The following is a 21,687-nucleotide window of genomic DNA, read 5'->3' as shown; positions in this document are numbered from 1 at the left end:
AATGAAAAAGAACGTATTAAGAATTACAGCAGTTTTAGGTTTAACAACAGTTTTACTTAACTCTTGCGGACCAAAGGAGAACACTCCTTTGGTATATTTCCCGGATATGTATTTTCCGGTAGCTTATGATCCATTGATGAAAGCTCAGGACGCTTATTCAGATCATGAAAACGAAATTCCTGCTTTTGTTAAAAATAATGGTGCAACAGGTCTTACTCCAGTAGAAGGATCTGTTCCTCAAAATAAAGATGGAGTTTTTGAAGAAAGCTTATTACCAAAGAATGTTGACGAGTACAATGCAGGGTATGAAGCTTCTAAAAAACTGACAGCTTCTCCTCTTAACCCGGCTAACGCAGCTAAGGATCTTGAAAGAGGAAAAGTATTGTTTGACCACACTTGTGCTGCATGTCACGGAACAGGAGGTGATGGACAAGGACCAATTGTACAAACTGGAGCATTCTCGGGAGTACCTAACTATGCTGACAGAGAGCTTACAGTAGGGTCTGTTCATTATGTATTAACAAACGGTAGAAATGCAATGGGATCTTATGCGGGACAATTGAACGCAGGAGATAGATGGAGAGTGGCTATGTATGTGATGAGTGCTTTCAAAAAAGGAGCAGCAGCACCGGCAGCAGCTACAGCGGCGGCACCAGCAACTGAAACGACTACCGAAACTAAAAAATAAGAAAAGAAATGTATAGTTTTTCACCAAAATTAAAATCAACTTCTATCATACTTCTTGTTGTAGGTTTAGTTCTGTTTGGTATTGGTTTCTTTATGAACAAAGGACTTTCTACTGAGCAAATAGAACACATGATGGAAGCTGTTCATGCTTCTGGACATGATGCTCCTACACACTCAAGTGAAATGGTTGGACCGCAGGACCATGCTGCTCACCTAGAGCACGCTACTTTGCAGATCCACAACCAGCCTTTAGCATCGCTACACTTTGTAGCTGTGTTCTTCTTTGGATTAAGTTGTGCTGTATTGTTTTTTTACTGTATTCAGCATGCTGCCCACGCTGGTTGGCCAATTATTATTACAAGAGTAATGGAAGCTATTGCTTCTTATATTCCTTATGGGGGTGCTATTCTGGTTATTATGATGATCTTAAATATCACTCACAATGGCCACCTATTCCACTGGATGGATCCGGAATTAACGAATCCTGAATCTGCACACTTTGACGTAATTTTATTCGAAAAGAAAAGATTCTTAAACATACCTTTCTATGCTATCAGAACGATCATTTATGTAGTAGGTGCTTCTTTCTTCGCATGGAAACTTAAAGCTCAGTCTAAAAAAGTAGACGATACTAAATCTAAAGTTGAGTATCAAATGCTTTACAGATGGGCAGTAGGATATATTGCATTCTTCGGATTTGCTTCTGCTGCTTGGGCTTGGGACTGGTTGATGTCTATTGACCCTCACTGGTATTCTACAATGTATATCTGGTATTCAATGGTTAGCTGCCTTTCAAGTGGTATTGCTGTAATCATTTTATTAAGTGTTTATCTTAAGAAAAACGGTTATTTACCACAGTTCAATGACAACCACTTACACGATTTAGGAGTATTCCTTTTCGCTACAAGTATGCTTTGGACATATACATGGTTTGCTCAGTTCATGCTTTATTGGTATGCAAACGTTCCGGAAGAGGTTAACTACTTCTTTGGAAGATTCCAACACTATGGTACTACATTCTTACCAATGCTGATTGTAAACTTCTTATTACCACTATTGGTATTAGTAAGTAGCAGCATCAAGAGAAACTACAAGGTAGTAACAGTAATGGCTGTAGTAGTTATTTTAGGACACATCTTAGATTACTTCAACATGGTAATGCCTGGAACGGTAGGACCATACTGGAAAACTCCTGAAGTATTTATATTAATCCTAGGAGCTCTTCTATTCGTAGTTGGATTGTTTATGTTTACTGTACTTTCTGCTTTATCTAAATTGAAGCTGATCCCTACAGGAAACCCTTACTTACACGAATCTGAAATTTATGAGTATCCTTTCTAAGGACTTGTAACAAAATAATATGATAAAAGACTGATTGTTAAACAATCAGTCTTTTTTTATGGAATAAAGTGGAAGTGCAGCATATTCAAAACATTTAATTTACATCTTTCCTTATCTATAAATAAACAAGGCTAACATCAACCAATACTACTATGAAAAGAGTTTATCTGTTTTATCTTATGTTCTGCTTCGTCTCCATTTTTACCAATGCACAGACTATCACTTTCATTTCCGAAAAAAATAATAAGCCCCTTCCTAAGGTTTCTGTTTTTGGGAAAGATGGAAACATACTCGCTTATTCTGATATTGATGGAAAAATTGATAAACAATCATTAATTCCTTCGCAGGAAAAATTTCAACTGGTTTATAATAGCTTTCCTGTTGCTACCCTATCCTATTCAGACTTTAACCAGCCCATTATCAAAATTAATGATCAAGTAAAAGAAATTGAAACCATCGTTATCAAGAATAATAAACCTGCAAAATACATTTTGATAAAAGGAAATTTTAACTCCTATGTCAATGTCAACAATAAATTGAATGGCTATGCCGATGGAATTGTCACTTATATTTTTGATAATAAAACAAAAAAATTAAAAAGCACAAACGTTGAACAATACAGAATTTATAGGTTGATAGATCCAAAGCAGGAAAAAAAACAAACAGCAAGCTGGGATTACGGAAACTCTCTGGATCTTCCAAAAATGAAAAAAGTAGGAAACCTTGAAGAATATAAAAAGAAAGATATCAAAATCAAAGAACTTAAAGGAACTTACAAAGATGAAATAGAGATAACCGGAGAATACCTACAGCAAAAAGAATTTGCCTTATTTGGTTTTAGGTTTTTTGATTTCAAAGGAATTCAGAATATTGCATTTGAAAAAGATTCACCAAAAACACTTAAAGACCTTTTGGAATTTAATGAAATACATTTCATAAAGCTAAAACATAAAACAGAGGAAAACTATAATCAAATTATTTCTTATGAAAACTTTTACACCAAAGAAATCAGTTTTAGCAATGAAAATAATATTGAAAAAGTAAAATTCAATACAGAATCCAGTAACTATAAAACACCCTATTGGCAAGAACCGTCATTTCCGAATATGCAGACCATATTTAGTAGCTTTTTCAAGGGTGATTTGCAGGAAAAACAAAACAAAAAATAAAATCTACTATTAATAAAGGTTTTACTAAATTTGCAACAAACCAAATAAAAATGAAAAAGTTTTCTTTTCTACTTGTTTTCAGTCTGTTGCTTTTTACAGCATGTAAGAAAGATCATGTAGATGCTACGAATACTAAAACACTGCAGTCAAGTATCAATGATATGACTTCCAGCCTACCTACCATTAAGCAGATTAAGTTTAATGAGGCTCTTTATATCCTTAAAACATTCGGCGTAGAAGCAGATGGAGATGTAAATGAGTTAAAAGCTCTTGGAAAACTGATCAACGGGAAGAAAGTTCCAGACATCATGACCCTAGCTGACGAAGTTGCACAGAAAAATGGAATTGAATGGGTAAGTACAGATCCACCATCTCTTGGAGAAATGAACATCTTCGGAGATGATAAAGCTAAGGAAAGTGATCCTAATGATGTAAAAGCAGGAGCACTAAGCATTATTACAAGACCAACCGGAGATGACGGAAGCGGTGCACCTACAGCAATCCAAATTGTACCTAGACTTGTAGATGCTGCAGGAAACCCTGTATCATTCACTGGTGCTGGTTTGGAAGCAACATTAGAGGTATTCAGCAATGGAGTAAGACTTTCTACTGCCAAAAACCTGATGCAGGATAATAACTTTAAGGGATTCAACCTTAAGTTCTCTTCTATTCCGGCTTCAAAAGTTGTAGATAATAAAATTGATATCACTGTTTCAGTCAAAACTACTGCAAAGACATTCAAAATGTCTAAGATTGGATTGGATGTAAATGCTGCAGCCTTGAGAGTTCCTGCAGTTCCTAAAACTGACACAGCAGCCGTATCACAGCAGCCAAGCGCAGTAGTGGATCCAAATAATCCTTCTGCTACAGTTCCTACAACAACAGAACCAGGTACTACAACGGCTCCCGCAGCTCCAGCAACTCCAAAACAGCCAGCTGCAGATCCTAAAAATACAGTAAGCAAATTCTTGAACAGCGTAAGCTCTCAAAATCTAAAAGCTGCCTACGAAACATCCAGTAACCCAAGTTGGGGAAGTTATGAGTCTTTCTCTAATCCAAACTCTGGTTTTGGGGCTGTAAAAAATGTAAGCGTAAAAAATATCACTACAAGCGCGTCCAACCCTAATGGTGCCAGTGTAAATGCTACCTATGACGTTACCGATAAGAATGGAAAAACAACATCCTTAAAAGTAACTTTCGGACTTAAAAATGTAAACGGAGACTGGAAAATTTCCAGCTATAAAATAAACCCATAAATGGCTTCAGCAGAACTGATCAAAAAACTAGAAGAAACAATTGAAAATATCCCAGACTTTCCGATTCCCGGAATACAATTCAAGGATATTTCGCCCATCTTTTTAGATCCAAAACTTTACGAAGACGTTATTGCAGACCTTGTCGCTTTCAGTAAAGGTAAAGTAGATGCAGTTTGCGGAATAGAAAGTCGTGGTTACCTATTCGGAATTGCTATTGCAGTCGCTTTGGAGGTTCCTTTTATCTTAATTAGAAAAGCAGGAAAGCTCCCTCCACCTATCATTTCCGAAAAATATGATTTGGAATATGGAAGCGCTGAGATAGAAACCCGTGAAGGTCAAATCAAAAAAGGACAAAGAATCCTTATTCACGATGATCTTTTAGCAACTGGGGGAACAACAGAAGCCGCTGCTAAATTAGTAGAAAAACAAGGAGCAATCGTTTCTCAATTCAGTTTTCTGATTGGCCTGACAGGCTTGAATGGAGATGAAAAACTAAAGAAATTTGGTGCAGACATTTACCATATCCTGGAATATTAAGATTTAAAAAATATACGCTTCGGCTCTGCTTAGCATGACAATCGTTACAAAACAAATCGTTTTAGAAATGTCAGCCTGAGCAGAGCCGAAGCTTTTTTAAGGTAATTTCACAACATTTATATAATAATACCAACAAAGTATTTTGTAAATCTCTCAGAAACAATTAAATTTGCATTTCAATTTTTAAAAACTTATGGCAAAATTGGGAAAGAGTGCTCAAAACGAGCAAGAAGGTAAAGAAACGGTTGAGTTCTTTAAAGACCTTGACAGAGAAGCTTTAAACACTGAAAGATTTGTTGAAAAATACTCAAAGCCACTAGGCATTGTATTTGGAGCTTTGATTTTAGGAGTTTTAGGATTCTTCGCCTACAAACAATTTGTAGTTGCTCCTAAAAACGCTGAAGCTGTGAAAAGTTTCCTTGCTGCTCAGAAAAACCTTACAGACGGTAAAGAAAAAGAGGCTTTAGGAGGGAAATCTGCTGCAAACCCAGGTTTTGTAGGTACATATAACGAATATTCAGGAACAAGCATTGGTCAGCTTTCATCTTACAATGCCGGCCTATTGAAGTTCAAAGAAGGAAAATTCCAGGAAGCTTATGATCTTTTAGATAAATTCTCTTCTGACAACAAAACCTTAGTAGCAATGAAATATGGTGCTATGGCAGACGCGAAGTCAGGATTGAACAAAAATGATGAAGCTTTATCATTATTAGACAAAGCATCTACAGCATCTGATGATCCGTATACGACTTACTTCTTCACAAGAAAAGCAGGTATTGTAGCATTAGGATTAAAGAAAAATGCAGAAGCTAAAAAATACTTCTCTGTAATTGACGAGAAATATCAGGACTACGACAACGGAATGTCTGATTCTTATATTGAAATGACTAAATATTATTAAAAAATGGCAACAGTTAATCTTTCCGATTACAAGCCACTTCATATAACTAATGCCGAAGATTTTTCTATCGGCATTGTTTTTTCTGAGTGGAATGATTTTGTAACGTACAATCTTCGTGATGCAGCTTTGGAAATCCTTGAGAAAGAAGGGGTAAAACCTGAAAATATTAAACTTTTCCCTGTTCCCGGAGCTTTTGAATTAAACTATGCAAGCATGCAGCTTTGCAAAGAAAGAAAATATGACGCTGTAATCTCTATCGGATGTGTAATCCGTGGAGAAACCCCTCACTTTGACTATGTATGCTCTGCAGTAGCACAAGGAATTAAGGATTGTAACATTATGACAGACACTCCTACTATTTTCTGTGTACTTACAGATGATACAAAAGAGCAATCTATCGCAAGAAGCGGTGGTGATCTTGGAAACAAAGGTGTTGAAGCAGCAGTAACAGCATTAAGAATGATTGATTTCAAAAAGAAATTATCTGATAAAAAAGGAAATATTGGTTTTGGACACTCTTAACCTTTGCACACCTTAACAATACACAAGGACTATTTTTTAATAGTCCTTTTTTGTTGGACTATTTAACAACGGCCATTCATCTCAATTGACGACCTCATTCTGATTAAAAAAACTTATAAATCTTATTAATAAAAGGTATGTTTTGATTTTTTTATATTAAAAGTTCTACACAAAAACTATCTTTGTGAAAACTAATATAGACAGTCAATACATGTTTTTAAAAAAAGTAAAACCGTTCCTATATTTAGGAGTTTTTTATCTTATTATTTCATTGATAATAAGAACCGTATTCTTTTTTCATCCTATTACTACCGCTAGTTTTGGATTTTTCGAAATTGTCAAAGTGCTTTTAGTAGGTCTGGTGAATGATATTTTTGTATTCATTCTGGCCAGTGCAATTCTTGCGCTCTACTTCTTGTTTCTTTCCAATTCAAAATATAAAAAGCCTTATGGGTATGCAATATTTGGGGCATTAGTCTTATTCTTTTTATATATCTGGCTTGTTCCGAACAATATCTTCAAGCAATATGGAGGTTCTGTAACAGAAGTAGCATTAGCCTTTGTTGGAATAAAAACATTTTTATTCGGATTAATGCTTTTCCTGCCTACTCAGAGAATTAAAATACGTAATATTTTATATTTCACTACGTTACTTTTATACGTTCTGCTAATCATTTTCAATGGAGTAAGTGAATACTTTTTCTACAATGAATTTGGAGTTCGTTACAACTTCATTGCAGTAGATTATCTGATCTACACCAACGAGGTTATTGGAAATATCATGGAAAGCTATCCTGTAGTTCCATTATTCTCTGCTATACTTATTGTAACTCTTACCATTACCTGGTTTATTTATAAAAAAACAAAGGATGAATTGTTAGAGCTACCCAACTTTAAGCAAAAAATGATTCTACTGGGTTCGTTTATTGTACTTTGTGGAGTAAGCTTATTGGCTCTTCCATCACTAATGCAGATCAAATCTGACAATGTTTTTGCCGATGAAATTGAAGCCAACGGACTTCCTAAGTTCTACTGGGCTTTTACTCATAATGAACTGGATTATTTCCAGTTTTATTCACAACTTAATCAGCAACAGGCTGAAAAGAATCTTCTAAGCCAATATCCACAGCAGACATTATCTAGGAATATTGTAGCTGAACAGCCTGAAGCAAAGAAAAATGTTGTTCTGATTTCTATCGAAAGCCTTTCTGCTGATTTTATGGAGCATTACGGAAATACTCAGAAGATCACTCCTTTTCTGGACAGTCTTGCTGAAAAATCATTAATGTTTACCAATCTTTATGCAACAGGAAATAGAACCGTGCGCGGACTAGAAGCCTTAACGCTTTGTATTCCTCCTACAGCGGGAGAAAGCATCATTAAAAGAAATGATAATAAAAATAAATTCACAACAGGAAATGTATTCAAATCAAAAGGATATGATGTTAAATTCCTGTATGGTGGATACAGTTATTTCGATAATATGCAGGACTTCTTCGGAGGAAATGGCTATGGAATTGTAGACAGAAATAACTTTAAGCCGGAGGAAATCACTTTCGCCAACGTTTGGGGAGTTGCTGATGAAGATATGGCCAGAAAAGCAATTCAGGTGATGAATGCTGAAGCAAAATCCGGCAAACCGTTCTTTAACCACTGGATGACTGTTTCCAATCACAGACCTTTCACCTATCCGGATGGAAGAATTGATATCCCGGGAACCGCAAAATCCCGTGAAGGAGGTGTAAAGTATACAGACTACTCTCTAAAACTGTTTTTTGACATGGCAAAAAAGCAGGATTGGTATAAAAACACAGTCTTTGTAATCATTGCAGACCATTGTGCATCCAGTGCAGGAAAAACAGAGCTTCCAATGGATAAATATAGAATCCCTGCTATGATCTTTTCGGAAGGATTTATCCAGCCTCAAAAGTTTGATGCATTGATGTCACAGATTGATGTAATGCCTACTCTTTTTGGATTATTGAACTTCAATTATCAGTCTAAATTCTTAGGTCAGGATGTTTTCAAAAAAGAATTCCAGCCTAAGGCTTATATTGCTACTTATCAGGATTTAGGATTTGTAAAGGATGGTCGATTAACAATCATTTCACCAGTAAAAAAGGCAAAACAATACTCTCTAGAGCTGGAAAAAAGCACTCTGGCTCCTGAATTTAAGCTTTATTATGACGAAAAGCTATTAAAAAATACAGATCAAAAGCTGGTAGATGATGCCATTTCAGCATATCAATCTACATCTTATTGGCTGAAAACCAAACAACTTAACCGATAAAAATCTAGATATTTTACTCTAATAATTTTTACAGATTAACTTAAAATATTTAAATTCACAAAAAAAGATATTACTATGAGATGGACAGACGACAGAGGCGGAAACGTTGAAGATCGCAGAGGCTCCGGAGGCGGAGGTGGCGGTATGATTGTAGGCGGTGGTCTCGGAACTTTAATTATAGCTGCAATTGTTTTCTTTTTGGGAGGTGATCCCTCCGGTATATTGAATTCCGGCAGCATACAAACCTCAGGAGGCTCTGGTGAAAAAAGAGAACTTACTGCCGATGAGAAAAAGATCGGTGATATGGTAGACATGATGACCACATGGAATGACCAAACCTGGAACCAAGTCTTTAAGGAAAATGGCATGACTTATACAAGGCCCGCTGTAGTCCTTTTTGAAGAGACTACACAATCAGCTTGTGGAACTGCTCAGTCTGCAATGGGACCTTTTTATTGCCCTGCTGACCAGAAAGTTTATATGGATATGAGCTTCTTCAATGAACTTCAACAGAGATTCGGAGCCAAAGTCACTGAATTTACAGTAGCCTATGTCCTTGCTCATGAAATAGGACACCATGTGCAGACCCTCCTGGGGACTACGCAAAAGGTAGATGGCCTTAGAAGAAGCGGAAGATATTCTGAAGCAGAAATGAACAAAGTATCTGTTGCTACAGAATTACAGGCAGATTTTTATGCCGGAGTTTGGGCCAGACGTACAAATGATTCCAAACAGATTCTTGAACCCGGAGATATTCAGTCTGCAATAGACGCAGCAGAAGCTGTAGGAGACGACAATATTCAAAAAAGAGCACAGGGATATGTTAATCAGGAAAGCTTTACCCATGGATCTTCAGCACAACGTAAGGAATGGTTCATGAAAGGATATAATACCGGAGATATCAGACAAGGTGATACTTTCAACCAGCTTTTAAAATAATTAGTCTTAAAAATCTTTACAAATACAAAAAATTGGCTGTCTCAAAAGTGAGACAGCCTATTTTTATTTATTGTAATTCAATTGGATTCGTATTCTTCTTAGCCTCTTCTTTCACCCTCTCCTCCATTCGTTTTCTCATCTCAGCAGGATCTTGATTTCCTCCTCCTTGACCTCTTCCTCCACCAATTCTTGTAATAGCAGCCATTCCACCAGGCCCACCACCGCTTTGATTCATAAATGACATTGGATCAGTTTTAAATTTTTGCTGTTGCTTAACAAAATCTGTTCTTTTTACTTTCAAAGTATTTCCAAACTGATTTAATGTTGGAAGCTCCGCAATCTTGTAATTCTTCATTAGATCAAAAGAATAATCTCCTTTATCATCTTCCACTTTTACAATTAAACCCGGCAATCCTCCAAATTTATAAGGTCCATCCTGATAAGGCAGGTCTGTAGTAAACCAGGCCGTCCATTTTCTTCCTGCAAAATCCGTTTCAGCTTTTTGAACCTTGTACTCTCCTATTTTAGTTGTTTCTGAGGAAATTTTCCACGCCAATGGTCTATCCTCTTCATAAGAATAGATGTCACGTCCTATTCTATCTTTAAAATAAGTCTTTTGATTCGTCTTATCTTTTTCCACAGAATAATTGATGTTGGTTCTTAAACTTTCCATCTGATCCCTGTTGATATTTCCTCTTCCACCACCACCTTGAAAGGCTTTCTGCATAATAGAATCACGCTTAATTCTGTTTTCAGAGTAAAAAATTGATTTCTCCTGAGAAATATCAAGATATGTATTTTCTGTTTTAATATCAGTTTTATTTTCAGCATCCGGCTTCATTGTTACCTGATATACAAATCTGTTCGTCTGTGCCGAAACATGCTGTATAAAGAGCGCCAGTGCGATAATACTTAATTTTTTCATTCTAAGTCTATTTATGTTTTGGATTTCAAAACATTACCAAGGTTAAACTCATCAATGATAAAAATCGATAAAATAAAAATGCTGATTTTTATATCCTGATTTTTGTTCGTATTTTTGCATCATTAAATCATTCTAAATAAATACAATGATAAAAGTATCAGACTATGCAAAGGAGAAAGCCATCCAACTTATGACGGAAGATGGTTTTAACCCTGCTGAAGATTATATAAGAGTTGGGGTAAAAAGCGGCGGATGCTCTGGTTTAGAGTATGTTTTAAAGTTTGATAACCAAAAAACAGACACAGATCAGATTTTTGAAGATAATAACATTAAAATTATTATAGATAAAAAATCCATCCTCTATTTAGCTGGAACTACTCTTGAATACTCAGGAGGATTGAACGGAAAAGGGTTTATTTTCAACAACCCGAACGCATCTAGAACATGTGGATGTGGAGAGTCATTTAGTCTTTAGAGAAAAGACATAAGATACCAGATTCCTGGATTCAGACTTATTTCTGAGCCTTGAAATCTAAAATCTGAAATCTAAAAAATAATAATGAGTAAATATACTGAAGACGATTTAAGAGTCGATCTAGAAAATAAAAAATATGAATTCGGTTGGGAAACTAAGATTGATTACGAAGATTTTCCAATTGGTTTAAATGAGGATATCGTCCGTGCCATCTCTGCTAAAAAAGAAGAGCCGGAATGGATGACTGAATGGCGTTTGGAATCTTTCAAAATCTGGTTAAAGATGGTTGAGCCTAATTGGGCAAATATCAAGTATGAAAAACCAGATTTTCAAGCTATCCGTTACTACGCAGCACCAAAGTCAAAACCTGAATTAGAAAGCCTAGATCAGGTAGATCCGGAATTATTGAAAACTTTCGAAAAGCTAGGGATTAATATTGAGGAACAAAAAAGACTTTCAGGGGTAGCGGTAGATATCGTAATAGACTCAGTTTCTGTGAAAACAACTTTCCAGGATACATTGGCAGAAAAAGGAATTATTTTCTGTTCAATCTCTGAAGCTATTAAGAATCACCCAGATTTAGTAAGAAAACATCTTGGAAAAGTAGTTCCAAGAGGAGACAATTTCTATGCAGCATTGAATTCCGCAGTATTTTCTGACGGAAGCTTCTGCTATATTCCAAAAGGGGTAAAATGCCCAATGGAACTTTCTACTTACTTCCGTATCAACCAAGCAGGAACTGGACAGTTTGAAAGAACTCTTGTAATTGCAGATGAGGGAAGTTATGTTTCTTATCTTGAAGGATGTACAGCACCATCAAGAGATGAAAACCAGCTTCACGCAGCAGTGGTGGAACTGATTGCTATGGATAATGCAGAAATTAAATATTCAACTGTACAGAACTGGTACCCGGGTAATGAAGAAGGAAAAGGAGGTGTATTCAACTTTGTGACGAAAAGAGGCCTTTGCGAAAAAAATGCAAAAATCTCATGGACTCAGGTTGAAACAGGTTCTGCAGTAACATGGAAATATCCATCTTGTATCCTTAAAGGTGACGGAGCTATCGGAGAGTTCTACTCTATCGCAGTAACCAACAATCATCAATATGCAGATACAGGTACTAAAATGATTCACATTGGAAAAAACACCAAGTCAACGATCATTTCAAAAGGTATTTCTGCAGGAAAATCACAAAACTCATACAGAGGACTGGTAAAAGTAATGCCTTCTGCAAAAGGAGCCAGAAACTTCTCCCAGTGTGACTCTTTATTGATGGGTAACGAGTGTGGTGCACACACATTCCCGTACATTGAAATCAAAGATCCTACTGCACAATTAGAACATGAAGCAACTACTTCAAAAATTGGAGAAGATCAGATTTTCTACTGTAACCAAAGAGGTATCGATACGGAAAGAGCAATTGCTTTGATCGTAAATGGTTTCAGTAAAGAAGTTTTAAATAAACTTCCGATGGAATTTGCTATTGAAGCACAAAAACTATTGGAAATTTCATTAGAAGGCTCAGTAGGGTAAGACAATATGATAGCTACGGAAAGACTAATTTTAAGGAAACCTACAAAAGAAGATTTTGAAAGATTCTTTGAAATTAATCATGACCCTCAAACCAATATTCATAATCCAGGCGGACCAATGAGTTTTGAAAAAGCAGAAAGCACATTTGCAAGAATGCTTGATCATTGGAAAAAGCATAATTTTGGAAGCTGGGCAATTGCTGAAAAGAACAGTCCAGAAAATATAATAGGTTTTGGAGGAGTGAGCTATAAATTCTACGGAGAAGAAGAAAAATTGAATTTAGGCTACCGTTTTGCTTCCCAGGCATGGGGGAAAGGATACGCCACAGAATTCACAAAGAAAACTATAGATTTTGGGTTTAATGAAGACAATAAAGATGAAATATTCGCCATTGTCCGTCCCAGCAATATAGCTTCTGTTAAAGTTTTGGAAAAGGCAGGCATGACACAAATTGGGACACTTGATGATGTTCCTGGTCAACCTGAAAGTTTAGTATATAGAATTCAAAAATAATTTGTTTAAGCAAATAAAATGTTAGAAATTAAAAACCTTCACGCCAAAATTGAAGATGGCGCAGAAATATTAAAGGGTATTAATCTTGAAATAAAGCCAGGCGAAGTTCATGCTATCATGGGGCCGAACGGAGCAGGAAAATCCACTCTTTCTTCTGTTATCGCAGGAAAAGAAGATTACGAAGTGACTGATGGGGAGATCCTTTTCGAAGGAAAAGACATCAGCGAAGATGCTCCAGAAGACAGAGCACACAAAGGAATCTTCCTTTCTTTCCAGTATCCAGTGGAAATTCCGGGAGTTTCTGTAACGAACTTTATTAAAGCTGCTTTAAACGAAACAAGAAAAGCAAACGGATTAGCAGAAATGCCCGCAAAAGAAATGCTTGCATTAATCCGTGAGAAGTCTGAAAAACTAGGAATCAAAAAAGATTTCCTTTCAAGATCATTGAACGAGGGATTCTCAGGAGGTGAAAAGAAAAGAAATGAGATCTTCCAGATGATGATGCTTAATCCTAAATTGGCGATCCTTGATGAAACAGATTCAGGATTAGATATTGACGCTTTAAGAATTGTTGCAGATGGGGTAAACCACTTTAAAAATGAAGGAAATGCAGTTCTTTTGATTACCCACTATCAAAGATTGCTTAACTATATCCAGCCTGACTTCGTTCACGTTCTTGCCAACGGAAAAATCATCAAAACAGGTGATAAATCTTTAGCATTAGAGCTTGAAGAAAAAGGGTACGACTGGCTTCTTAACTAAGAAGGAAATCGATTATTTCGGAGATCAAAAATTTTTCGCTGTCATTCTGAGTGAAGCGGGGGAAAATGAAGAATCTCTATTATTAAAAATTTGGATTCCTTGTTCCTTGGAATGACAATATTTTAGTTCAAATAAAAAGAAAAAATGGTGCAAACCACAGATATACCAGTAATGGCATTAAAAGAACAAATTATAGAAAACCATAATGAGTTTTTGGAGAGTCTTCGTCACAGATTTCTGGATGATGATAGAAAAACTGCTCTTCAAAAATTTGAGAATCTTGGTTTTCCGACAAAGAAAGACGAAGAATATAAATATACCAATCTAAAGGAGATCACGGAGAAAAACTATAATTTCTTTCCGAATGAGCACCATAACATCACCAAAGAGCAGTTCGATCAATTGCACCTAGGTGAGGAAAATTTCGATTGGATTGTTTTTGTAAACGGCAAGCTTCACAAAGAACTTTCAAAGGTTTCTATTGAAAATGTAGAATTCCTTTCATTCAATTATGCATTGAATGATGATAAGCATAAAGAAGTTTTTGAAAAATATTTCAATACAATTGCTTCCAAAGAACAAGCTTTCACTAATTTAAACCTTGCATATTGCAAATATGGTTTCTTCTTGAAAGTTCCTAAAAATGTGGTGATTGAAAAGCCAATCCATGTTTTCTATATTTCTCAAAATCAAGAGGAAAATACGTTCTACAACACGAGAAATTTATTAATCGTAGAGGAAGGAGCAAAAGTAGAAGTGATTGAAAGCCACCATAACTTTGACAGTACGTATGTGTTGACAAACTCTGTAACGGAGATCTTCACTTATCCTAATGCAAAGGCTGACTGGCATAAGCTTCAGAATGATAACAATACATCATATCTTATCGACAGTACTTTTGCAAGACAGGAGAAAGACAGCTTAGCCACTGTAAATACATTCTCTTTCGGAGGTAAACTGGTAAGAAACAATCTGGATTTCATTCATAATGGATCAAATATCAATTCATTTATGAATGGTATTACCATTATCGGAAAAGATCAGTTGGTTGACCATCATACAGCTGTTCACCACAACTTCCCGAACTGTGAAAGTTACCAAAACTATAAAGGAATCTTTGACGGAAATGCACATGGTGTATTCAACGGAAAAGTTTTTGTTGATAAAATTGCTCAAAAAACGAACGCATATCAGCAGAATAACAACGTTTTACTAAGTGAAGGGGCAAGCATTGATACAAAACCTCAATTGGAGATTTTTGCTGATGATGTAAAGTGTTCTCATGGATGTACCGTAGGGCAACTGAATGAAGATGCTTTGTTCTATCTGAGAGCTAGAGGAATTTCTAAGAAAAAAGCTCAGGCATTGCTTTTATATGCATTTGCTAATGACGCGATGCAGAATATCGACATTGAGCCTTTAAAAGAAAAAATTTCGAAGCTATTAGCTGAGAAATTAGAAGTAGATATAGAGTTTTAAAAATTATATATATTGATACACAAAAGCACTTCAAAATGAAGTGCTTTTTTATTTTTATGATATTCAATTTATTTTTTTAACCAGCTTTGGTTATCCTTATTCTCGGAACGTTTCTTTCCGTTATCAAAGTTATAAGCCAAACCTACTCCCAGCGTTTGTTTCAACTGTGTTTTCCAGATCTGGTTGTGATCGTATAGCAAATCCAGAGTTACATTCGTAGAAATATATTTATTGATCTTCATGCTTAAAACTCCGCTATATCCAAGAACCAATCTATCAGGATGATCCAGATAGTTTGAGAAGACAGAAGCAGTATTAAGTAGGCTGATATTCTCCATGATCTTCAACTTATACATGGCTGTTCCCAAGAAACCGAACTGGAAAAGAGAAGAATCACCATCATTTTTAAGTCCATAAGTCCCTGCTTTCTGAAGATCCTTATCCAAAACAAAAGTCCATCTGGCATTTGCAGGACGCATAGTCACTGTAAAATTATCATTTGGACGATAAGTAACCCCTACCCCTACATTTAGATATCCCGGAGCCATAAAGTTTGAGATTTTCTTCGCATCAGGATTATTACCATCTTCATATCCCGGAGCAAACTGGGTTTGAAAACCTACTCCTCCAGAGAGATACCAGTTTTTAGCAAATTCTCTACCATAGTTTGTAGAAAGATTAATTACATCCTGCGTTTTTCTTACTCCTGTTCCTTGTGTGTTGTTTTGCCCATACCCTAGAATAATGATATTTTCCCAAAGATCCTTATTCTTTTCATAAGTCAGGTTATAATTAACACCGGCAAGCCATCCTACGTTGTTGGCTCCACCTCCTACCCAATTGGAAAAAGCCGCCTGATTAAGCATTAATGTGTTTTGTCCTTGAATAGACCAAGCTTTAACGGTATCTGTTGCGGGAGCATCAGTTTTAGTCTCTTGAGCCATTGCAAAAGCTCCAAAAGAAATGGAAGCGATCAATAAAACTTTTTTCATAATTAACGATTTCCTACAAATGTATAAATAATAATTTATGCCTGATGAAAATTCACTTTAAAATGAATTTAATAATAGAAAAATATTCTTTATAACACAATGAAATTTAGCCGTTTAAAAAGGGGGTTTTTCACCTCCAAACTTAAACCAACTTAAAATAAAAATAAAAAGTGCCCCATTAGTGAAGCACTTTTTTAGTTAAATATAGTATTTGTAACCTTATTTATTTTTTTATCCACCATTGGCTGTCTTTTCGCTCAGACCGCTTTACACCATTGTCCAGGGTATAAGCAAAACCAATTCCTAATGTTTGCTTTAACTGGGTTTTTGCAATTTGATTATGATCATATAGCAGATCCAACGTGATATTAGAAGAAATATACTTATTCACTTTTAAATTCAAAATAGCTCCATAGGCAAGAACCAGCCTGTCCGGACGATCCAGATAATTTGAAAAGACCGAAGCTGTATTTGTCAAATGAATATCTTCCATTATTTTCAGCTTATACATTGCCGTTCCCAAAAAACCGAACTGTAGTAATGACGAATCTCCATCATTTTTCAGACCATAGCTTCCTGCAAATTGAAGCCCCTTATCCATTACAAAAGTCCATCTGGCGTTGGTAGGGCGAAGAGTCACCGTCAAATCATCATTAGGCCTATAAGTGATACCCAGACCGACGTTAACGTAACCGGGGGCCATAAAGTTTGAAATTTTCTTTGCTTCCGGATTATTTCCGTCTTCATATCCTGCTGCAAACTGAGACTGTAATCCCGCACCTAAAGACAAATACCAACTTTTGGAAAATTTTCTCCCGTAATTGGTAGAAACATTAATAACGTCCTGGGTTTTTCTTATCCCCAGGCCTTTGGTATCATTTTGACCATATCCAAGAAGAATAATGTTTTCCCAAAGATCATTATCTTTCTCATAAGTAATATTGTAATTGATACCGGCAAGCCAACCTACATTATTGGCTCCACCACCTACCCAATTCGAAAAGGCAGCCTGGTTTATCATTAAGGTATTTTTCCCTAATACCGACCAGTATTTTACCGTGTCTACTTTCACGGAATCTTTTTTTAATTCTTCTTGCGCACTCGCATAAATCCCCATAAAAGAGGAAAGAATCAGTAAAAACTTCTTCATTACTCTAAATAATTTTCAATGCAAAAATATTAATATAATTTTTTTTAAAAGACAAATTCAGCCTTAAAGTATCTAATTTCATTAAATAATCTGATAACAATAAGATATTTCAATAAAATTGATGCCAAATAATAAGCTTAAAAGTTAAAATTGATACCTTTTGTCTTAAAATCAGGGAGGTAGAAACCTATTCATCGACAAATTTTCCGAAATTTATCGTTGGCTTTTGATTTGACGTACAACTCTCATGTTTAAAAATGTAATTTCCAAAAAAGCAATTATATACCCTTTGCTGATGCTTTCTGCAATGTGGTTCGGATATTTTTTACAAATGCAAGGCTTTTTTGGAAGTTGCTTCGGAGCCATTATTCCCCTCGTTCCCGAAGGGCTTCTTGGGATATTTACATCCCCCCTATTGCATGGTAATATTGATCATATCATTGGAAACTCCATTCCAATTGCTGTTCTGATGTTTCTCTTGTATCAATTCTATCCATTGGTGGCTAATAAGGTTTTCATTACCGGATGGATCGCAACAGGGTTTTTGGTATGGCTTCTTCCTCCTATTGACATCATGACTGGACAGTATATGTACACCTGCACCATTGGAGCCAGCGGTGTAGTTTACGTTCTTGCTTTCTTTCTTTTTTTTAGTGGTGTATTTAAGTGGAATACGAAGCTGCTCACCATTTCAATGCTTGTTGTATTGTATTATGGTAGTTTGGTTTGGGGAATGCTTCCTGAAGAGCTTTTCTACAATATGCAGGAGCCAAGTAAAATTTCATGGCAAGCTCACCTTTCCGGAGCATTAGTAGGAAGTATTATCGCTTTTATTTTCAAGAATGTGGGTGAAAAAAAGAAGAAATTTATTTGGGAATTTCCTAATTATTATAGTGAAAAAGACGATAAACTATGGCAGGAATACAAGGAAAATCATCCCGACGATTTTCTAGAATTACCCTATAAAAAAAGAGATGATATTTGGGATCATTTGGATGAATTAAGGAGAAAATAGAACTTAATTCATTACATTTGATAAAAAACACACATGATTTCCGAAGAACATTTTTACGCAATCGCCCTACGCGAATGCAGCCAAATTGGTGATATCAATTTCCATAAACTTATTCGAAACTTTGGAAGTGCTCAGGAAGCATGGAAAAGAGGTAAGAAAGAGTATAAAAAACTGGATGGAATGGGCCTTAAAACTGTTTCTGATATTGGCAATGAAGAACATCTGAAGTTTGCAGAAAGAGAATTGAAATTCTGCGAAAAGAATACCATTCAGATAAAACTAAAACATCTTGGCGAAACTCCTACTCTTCTTAATGAATGTATAGATGCTCCGGCTATCTTATATCAAAAAGGAAACATCAATGATTCACTTCGAAGATTAAGTATTGTAGGCACACGGAATATGACAACTTATGGCCAGCAGTTTATCGAAGATTTTTTCGGGGCTACTCAATCCTCAAAATATGTATCTGTAAGTGGTTTAACTTTAGGGATAGACAAGGAAGTTCATGAGCTGTCTATTCGTTACCAAAAGCCAACCATCGCAGTTCTGGCCCATGGGTTTCATTTTTTATATCCAGCAAAAAACAGAAAACTTTCTGAAAAAATAGTACAGGAAGGAGGTTCTTTATTAACAGAATTCAGTTCATCCAGAAAGCCAGACCGGGAAAACTTTATACAGAGAAACAGAATTGTGGCAGGACTTTCCCTGTCTACTATTGTTGTAGAGACTGGTTTTGGAGGAGGATCCGTGAGTACTGCAGCCTTTGCCAATGATTACAACAGAGATGTTTTTGCTCTTCCGGGAAAAATTACTGATGTCTGCAGCCAAGGTTGTAATCAATTGATTTTCCATAACAAAGCGACAGCCATTTCAACAGTAAAAGATCTAATCAATATGCTTGATCTTAATAATCCTCAGGAAAAAATTGAAGAGTTGTTTCCCTACAGCGAGACTTTAATACAATTAACTGAAAATCAAAATTTTATTTATCAAAGTATTAAAGAGAATCCACAGATTACTTTGGATGATTTGGTACAGAAAATCGACATTCCTTCTCATAAAATTTTACCAATAATTTTGGAATTGGAACTTTTGGGGAAAGTAAAATCATTTTCCGGGAGGCAATTTATTGCAATTTAAGAATTAACGATTTCTTAATATTGCATTATTTCATACATAACATTTCATTTTTAATAAAATTTGATCATAAATTATCAATTTAATAATATTCCGAAACATTATTATTTAATTTTTAACAATGTTGAAATAGAGTGTTGTGAATCTTGAAAAAAAAATTAAATTTGTTGACAATAATATTCAACCTTAATATATGGAACAATATAATATTGACCAGAAAATCCAAGAGTTTATTGCAAAAATTGAAGCAAAAAATCCTAATGAACCGGAGTTCTTACAGGCAGTAAAAGAAGTTGCCGTAACTGTAATTCCATTCATTGCTACGAGAAAAGAATATACAGGAATGAAGCTGCTTGAAAGAATGGCTGAAGCTGAAAGAATTATTATTTTCAGAGTTCCATGGGTTGATGATAAAGGTGAGATTCAGGTTAACAGAGGTTTCAGAATTCAAATGAACTCTGCTATTGGTCCATACAAAGGAGGAATCCGTTTCCATCCTACGGTAAACTTGTCAGTTCTTAAGTTCTTAGCTTTCGAACAAGTGTTTAAAAACTCTTTAACTACTCTTCCAATGGGTGGTGGTAAAGGAGGTTCAGATTTCGATCCACAAGGAAAATCTGATATGGAAGTAATGCGTTTCTGCCAGGCTTTCATGACAGAATTATGTAAGCACATCGGTCCTGAAACAGACGTACCTGCAGGAGATATCGGTGTAGGAGCAAGAGAAATCGGATATTTATTCGGACAGTACAAGAAAATCAGAAATGAATTTACCGGAGTTCTTACAGGAAAAGGTCTTGCTTACGGAGGTTCATTAATCCGTCCTGAAGCTACAGGATACGGAGTAGTATACTTCGCTGAGCAAATGCTTAAAACAATCGGAGAGAATTTCCAAGGGAAAACAGTAACAGTATCAGGTTTCGGAAACGTAGCTTGGGGAGTTATCAAAAAGGCAACTGAGCTTGGAGCTAAAGTTGTAACTCTTTCTGGTCCTGATGGATATATCTATGATAAAGATGGTATCAGCGGAGAAAAGATTGATTATTTATTAGAACTTAGAGCTTCTGGAAACAACAGAGCTGAGGACTATGCTAAAAAATATCCATCTGCTGAATTCCACGCTGGAAAACGTCCTTGGGAAGTGAAATGTGATGTAGCATTCCCATCTGCGACTCAAAACGAATTAGATTTAGATGACGCAAGAAAATTAGTTGAAAACGGATGTGTTTGTGTAACTGAAGCTGCTAATATGCCTTCTACACTAGACGCTATCAACTATTTCTTAGATAATAAAGTATTATTCTCTCCTGGTAAGGCTTCCAATGCTGGAGGTGTTGCAACATCAGGTTTAGAGATGACGCAAAACTCTATCCGTCTTAACTGGACTTCTGAAGAGGTTGATGCAAGATTAAAGGAAATCATGATCGGTATCCACAAAGCTTGTAGAGACTACGGAAAAGATGAAGACGGTTATGTAAACTACGTAAAAGGTGCGAATATCGCTGGCTTCGTAAAAGTAGCAGAGGCAATGTTAGCTCAGGGAGTTGTATAACACGAAAAAAAACAAAGGTTGGGATAAACTCCCGACCTTTTTTGATACAGCCTGTTCCCGGGATAATGGGAAAAAAGTAAAAAGTGAAAGGAGAAAGTGCTGCTATATGCAGCACTTTTTTTATTTTTATAATAATGAAAAACACCTTTAAAAACATTGACGAATATATCCTTATGTTCCCGATAGATGTTCAGGAAAAACTTCTTGAACTGAGAAAGGCCATTCACGCTCAGGTATCAGATCTTGAGGAATATATTGGATATCAAATGCCTGCTTTCAAATATATGGGAAGACCTCTGGTCTATTTTGCAGGGTATAAAAAACATATTGGCTTCTATCCCGGAGCCGAGGGAATCAGAAATTTTGAAAAGGATTTTAAGGAAAAAAACTACAAATTCTCGAAAGGTGCTGTACAGTTTCCTATCGGTGAAAATATTCCACTGGATCTTGTTAATAAAATTGTAGAATTCAGAAAGGGGGAAATCATGCAAAAAAAATCCTGAAATACA

Annotated in this window: 21 protein-coding genes; 18 read left to right on the top strand and 3 right to left on the bottom strand. The window is 35.8% G+C overall.

Annotated elements, in window-relative coordinates; genetic code table 11:
- The first annotated feature begins 1 nt into the window (after nucleotide 1).
- From C1638_RS11645 to ypfJ, 9 genes are all read left to right on the top strand, one after another.
- On the top strand, nucleotides 2-688 hold the full coding sequence (locus C1638_RS11645) for a c-type cytochrome (protein WP_076353018.1): 687 nt from the start codon (nucleotides 2-4) through the stop codon (nucleotides 686-688).
- A gap of 8 nt (nucleotides 689-696) precedes the next feature.
- Entirely contained in the window at nucleotides 697-2,028 is a 1,332-nt protein-coding gene (locus C1638_RS11640; protein WP_109621130.1) for a quinol:cytochrome C oxidoreductase, read from the top strand.
- Between the two features lie 152 nt (nucleotides 2,029-2,180).
- Nucleotides 2,181-3,197, top strand: coding sequence for a hypothetical protein (locus C1638_RS11635; RefSeq protein ID WP_109621128.1), 1,017 nt, complete (start codon nucleotides 2,181-2,183; stop codon nucleotides 3,195-3,197).
- Between the two features lie 50 nt (nucleotides 3,198-3,247).
- Nucleotides 3,248-4,453, top strand: coding sequence for a hypothetical protein (locus C1638_RS11630; protein ID WP_109621126.1), 1,206 nt, complete (start codon nucleotides 3,248-3,250; stop codon nucleotides 4,451-4,453).
- Nucleotides 4,454-4,990: an adenine phosphoribosyltransferase gene (locus C1638_RS11625; protein ID WP_109621124.1), complete on the top strand. Its 537-nt coding sequence runs from the start codon at nucleotides 4,454-4,456 to the stop codon at nucleotides 4,988-4,990.
- Between the two features lie 193 nt (nucleotides 4,991-5,183).
- Entirely contained in the window at nucleotides 5,184-5,891 is a 708-nt protein-coding gene (locus C1638_RS11620) for a YfgM family protein (protein ID WP_109621121.1), read from the top strand.
- A 3-nt stretch (nucleotides 5,892-5,894) separates the two neighbouring features.
- Complete coding sequence (gene ribH, locus C1638_RS11615) at nucleotides 5,895-6,413, top strand: 6,7-dimethyl-8-ribityllumazine synthase (protein WP_034734563.1); 519 nt, start codon at nucleotides 5,895-5,897, stop codon at nucleotides 6,411-6,413.
- A gap of 211 nt (nucleotides 6,414-6,624) precedes the next feature.
- Nucleotides 6,625-8,703, top strand: coding sequence for an LTA synthase family protein (locus C1638_RS11610; protein WP_109621118.1), 2,079 nt, complete (start codon nucleotides 6,625-6,627; stop codon nucleotides 8,701-8,703).
- Nucleotides 8,704-8,778: 75 nt separating this feature from the next.
- Nucleotides 8,779-9,642: a KPN_02809 family neutral zinc metallopeptidase gene (gene ypfJ, locus C1638_RS11605; protein ID WP_109621116.1), complete on the top strand. Its 864-nt coding sequence runs from the start codon at nucleotides 8,779-8,781 to the stop codon at nucleotides 9,640-9,642.
- Between the two features lie 67 nt (nucleotides 9,643-9,709).
- Here the strand turns inward: ypfJ and C1638_RS11600 are convergent, their stop codons facing one another.
- Entirely contained in the window at nucleotides 9,710-10,567 is an 858-nt protein-coding gene (locus C1638_RS11600; RefSeq protein ID WP_109621114.1) for a GLPGLI family protein, read from the bottom strand.
- A 145-nt stretch (nucleotides 10,568-10,712) separates the two neighbouring features.
- On the opposite strand from C1638_RS11600, the gene C1638_RS11595 reads away from it, so the two are divergent.
- The 5 genes from C1638_RS11595 to sufD all read left to right on the top strand — a co-directional run bounded on the left by C1638_RS11595 (nucleotide 10,713) and on the right by sufD (nucleotide 15,329).
- Nucleotides 10,713-11,042 (top strand): HesB/IscA family protein, encoded by a 330-nt coding sequence (locus tag C1638_RS11595; RefSeq protein WP_109621112.1) that lies wholly within the window; start codon nucleotides 10,713-10,715, stop codon nucleotides 11,040-11,042.
- Between the two features lie 84 nt (nucleotides 11,043-11,126).
- The gene (sufB, locus tag C1638_RS11590; protein WP_109621110.1) at nucleotides 11,127-12,575 is read left to right on the top strand and encodes a Fe-S cluster assembly protein SufB; all 1,449 of its coding nucleotides are present in this window, start codon (nucleotides 11,127-11,129) and stop codon (nucleotides 12,573-12,575) included.
- Between the two features lie 6 nt (nucleotides 12,576-12,581).
- A complete protein-coding gene (locus C1638_RS11585; RefSeq protein WP_109621108.1) occupies nucleotides 12,582-13,088 on the top strand; it encodes a GNAT family N-acetyltransferase in 507 nt (168 codons plus the stop codon).
- Nucleotides 13,089-13,106: 18 nt separating this feature from the next.
- A complete protein-coding gene (gene sufC / locus C1638_RS11580) occupies nucleotides 13,107-13,850 on the top strand; it encodes a Fe-S cluster assembly ATPase SufC (RefSeq protein ID WP_109621107.1) in 744 nt (247 codons plus the stop codon).
- Nucleotides 13,851-14,021: 171 nt separating this feature from the next.
- Nucleotides 14,022-15,329: a Fe-S cluster assembly protein SufD gene (gene sufD, locus C1638_RS11575; RefSeq protein WP_109621757.1), complete on the top strand. Its 1,308-nt coding sequence runs from the start codon at nucleotides 14,022-14,024 to the stop codon at nucleotides 15,327-15,329.
- Between the two features lie 68 nt (nucleotides 15,330-15,397).
- On the opposite strand, the gene C1638_RS11570 is transcribed toward sufD, so the two are convergent.
- Together C1638_RS11570 and C1638_RS11565 are read right to left on the bottom strand one after the other, a co-directional pair.
- The gene (locus C1638_RS11570; protein WP_109621105.1) at nucleotides 15,398-16,321 is read right to left on the bottom strand and encodes a DUF3078 domain-containing protein; all 924 of its coding nucleotides are present in this window, start codon (nucleotides 16,319-16,321) and stop codon (nucleotides 15,398-15,400) included.
- A 223-nt stretch (nucleotides 16,322-16,544) separates the two neighbouring features.
- Nucleotides 16,545-17,471, bottom strand: a complete 927-nt coding sequence (locus C1638_RS11565; RefSeq protein ID WP_109621103.1) for a DUF3078 domain-containing protein — start codon at nucleotides 17,469-17,471, stop codon at nucleotides 16,545-16,547.
- Nucleotides 17,472-17,718: 247 nt separating this feature from the next.
- Between C1638_RS11565 and C1638_RS11560 the strand changes: the two genes are divergently transcribed.
- The 4 genes from C1638_RS11560 (at nucleotide 17,719) to C1638_RS11545 (ending at nucleotide 21,681) form a co-directional block, all read left to right on the top strand.
- Nucleotides 17,719-18,486: a rhomboid family intramembrane serine protease gene (locus C1638_RS11560; protein WP_109621101.1), complete on the top strand. Its 768-nt coding sequence runs from the start codon at nucleotides 17,719-17,721 to the stop codon at nucleotides 18,484-18,486.
- A 33-nt stretch (nucleotides 18,487-18,519) separates the two neighbouring features.
- A complete protein-coding gene (dprA, locus tag C1638_RS11555; RefSeq protein ID WP_109621099.1) occupies nucleotides 18,520-19,629 on the top strand; it encodes a DNA-processing protein DprA in 1,110 nt (369 codons plus the stop codon).
- 190 nt (nucleotides 19,630-19,819) lie between these two features.
- Nucleotides 19,820-21,178, top strand: coding sequence for an NADP-specific glutamate dehydrogenase (gene gdhA, locus C1638_RS11550; RefSeq protein WP_109621097.1), 1,359 nt, complete (start codon nucleotides 19,820-19,822; stop codon nucleotides 21,176-21,178).
- A gap of 134 nt (nucleotides 21,179-21,312) precedes the next feature.
- The gene (locus C1638_RS11545) at nucleotides 21,313-21,681 is read left to right on the top strand and encodes an iron chaperone (protein ID WP_109621095.1); all 369 of its coding nucleotides are present in this window, start codon (nucleotides 21,313-21,315) and stop codon (nucleotides 21,679-21,681) included.
- The last annotated feature ends 6 nt before the right edge of the window (nucleotides 21,682-21,687 follow it).

It is taken from the genome of Chryseobacterium oncorhynchi (assembly GCF_002899895.1).
Lineage (GTDB): Bacteria > Bacteroidota > Bacteroidia > Flavobacteriales > Weeksellaceae > Chryseobacterium > Chryseobacterium oncorhynchi.
The sequence above is the reverse complement of the archived record's forward strand: the minus strand, read 5'-3'. Positions and strand labels throughout refer to the sequence as shown.

Excerpts from the sequence above, each read along its gene's own strand:
- C1638_RS11645 (WP_076353018.1), top strand. The coding sequence starts at position 2 with ATGAAAAAGAACGTATTAAGAATTACAGCAGTTTTAGGTTTAACAACA.
- C1638_RS11640 (WP_109621130.1), top strand. The coding sequence starts at position 697 with ATGTATAGTTTTTCACCAAAATTAAAATCAACTTCTATCATACTTCTT.
- C1638_RS11635 (WP_109621128.1), top strand. The coding sequence starts at position 2,181 with ATGAAAAGAGTTTATCTGTTTTATCTTATGTTCTGCTTCGTCTCCATT.
- C1638_RS11630 (WP_109621126.1), top strand. The coding sequence starts at position 3,248 with ATGAAAAAGTTTTCTTTTCTACTTGTTTTCAGTCTGTTGCTTTTTACA.
- C1638_RS11625 (WP_109621124.1), top strand. The coding sequence starts at position 4,454 with ATGGCTTCAGCAGAACTGATCAAAAAACTAGAAGAAACAATTGAAAAT.
- C1638_RS11620 (WP_109621121.1), top strand. The coding sequence starts at position 5,184 with ATGGCAAAATTGGGAAAGAGTGCTCAAAACGAGCAAGAAGGTAAAGAA.
- ribH (WP_034734563.1), top strand. The coding sequence starts at position 5,895 with ATGGCAACAGTTAATCTTTCCGATTACAAGCCACTTCATATAACTAAT.
- C1638_RS11610 (WP_109621118.1), top strand. The coding sequence starts at position 6,625 with ATGTTTTTAAAAAAAGTAAAACCGTTCCTATATTTAGGAGTTTTTTAT.
- ypfJ (WP_109621116.1), top strand. The coding sequence starts at position 8,779 with ATGAGATGGACAGACGACAGAGGCGGAAACGTTGAAGATCGCAGAGGC.
- C1638_RS11600 (WP_109621114.1), bottom strand. The coding sequence starts at position 10,567 with ATGAAAAAATTAAGTATTATCGCACTGGCGCTCTTTATACAGCATGTT.
- C1638_RS11595 (WP_109621112.1), top strand. The coding sequence starts at position 10,713 with ATGATAAAAGTATCAGACTATGCAAAGGAGAAAGCCATCCAACTTATG.
- sufB (WP_109621110.1), top strand. The coding sequence starts at position 11,127 with ATGAGTAAATATACTGAAGACGATTTAAGAGTCGATCTAGAAAATAAA.
- C1638_RS11585 (WP_109621108.1), top strand. The coding sequence starts at position 12,582 with ATGATAGCTACGGAAAGACTAATTTTAAGGAAACCTACAAAAGAAGAT.
- sufC (WP_109621107.1), top strand. The coding sequence starts at position 13,107 with ATGTTAGAAATTAAAAACCTTCACGCCAAAATTGAAGATGGCGCAGAA.
- sufD (WP_109621757.1), top strand. The coding sequence starts at position 14,022 with ATGGCATTAAAAGAACAAATTATAGAAAACCATAATGAGTTTTTGGAG.
- C1638_RS11570 (WP_109621105.1), bottom strand. The coding sequence starts at position 16,321 with ATGAAAAAAGTTTTATTGATCGCTTCCATTTCTTTTGGAGCTTTTGCA.
- C1638_RS11565 (WP_109621103.1), bottom strand. The coding sequence starts at position 17,471 with ATGAAGAAGTTTTTACTGATTCTTTCCTCTTTTATGGGGATTTATGCG.
- C1638_RS11560 (WP_109621101.1), top strand. The coding sequence starts at position 17,719 with ATGTTTAAAAATGTAATTTCCAAAAAAGCAATTATATACCCTTTGCTG.
- dprA (WP_109621099.1), top strand. The coding sequence starts at position 18,520 with ATGATTTCCGAAGAACATTTTTACGCAATCGCCCTACGCGAATGCAGC.
- gdhA (WP_109621097.1), top strand. The coding sequence starts at position 19,820 with ATGGAACAATATAATATTGACCAGAAAATCCAAGAGTTTATTGCAAAA.
- C1638_RS11545 (WP_109621095.1), top strand. The coding sequence starts at position 21,313 with ATGAAAAACACCTTTAAAAACATTGACGAATATATCCTTATGTTCCCG.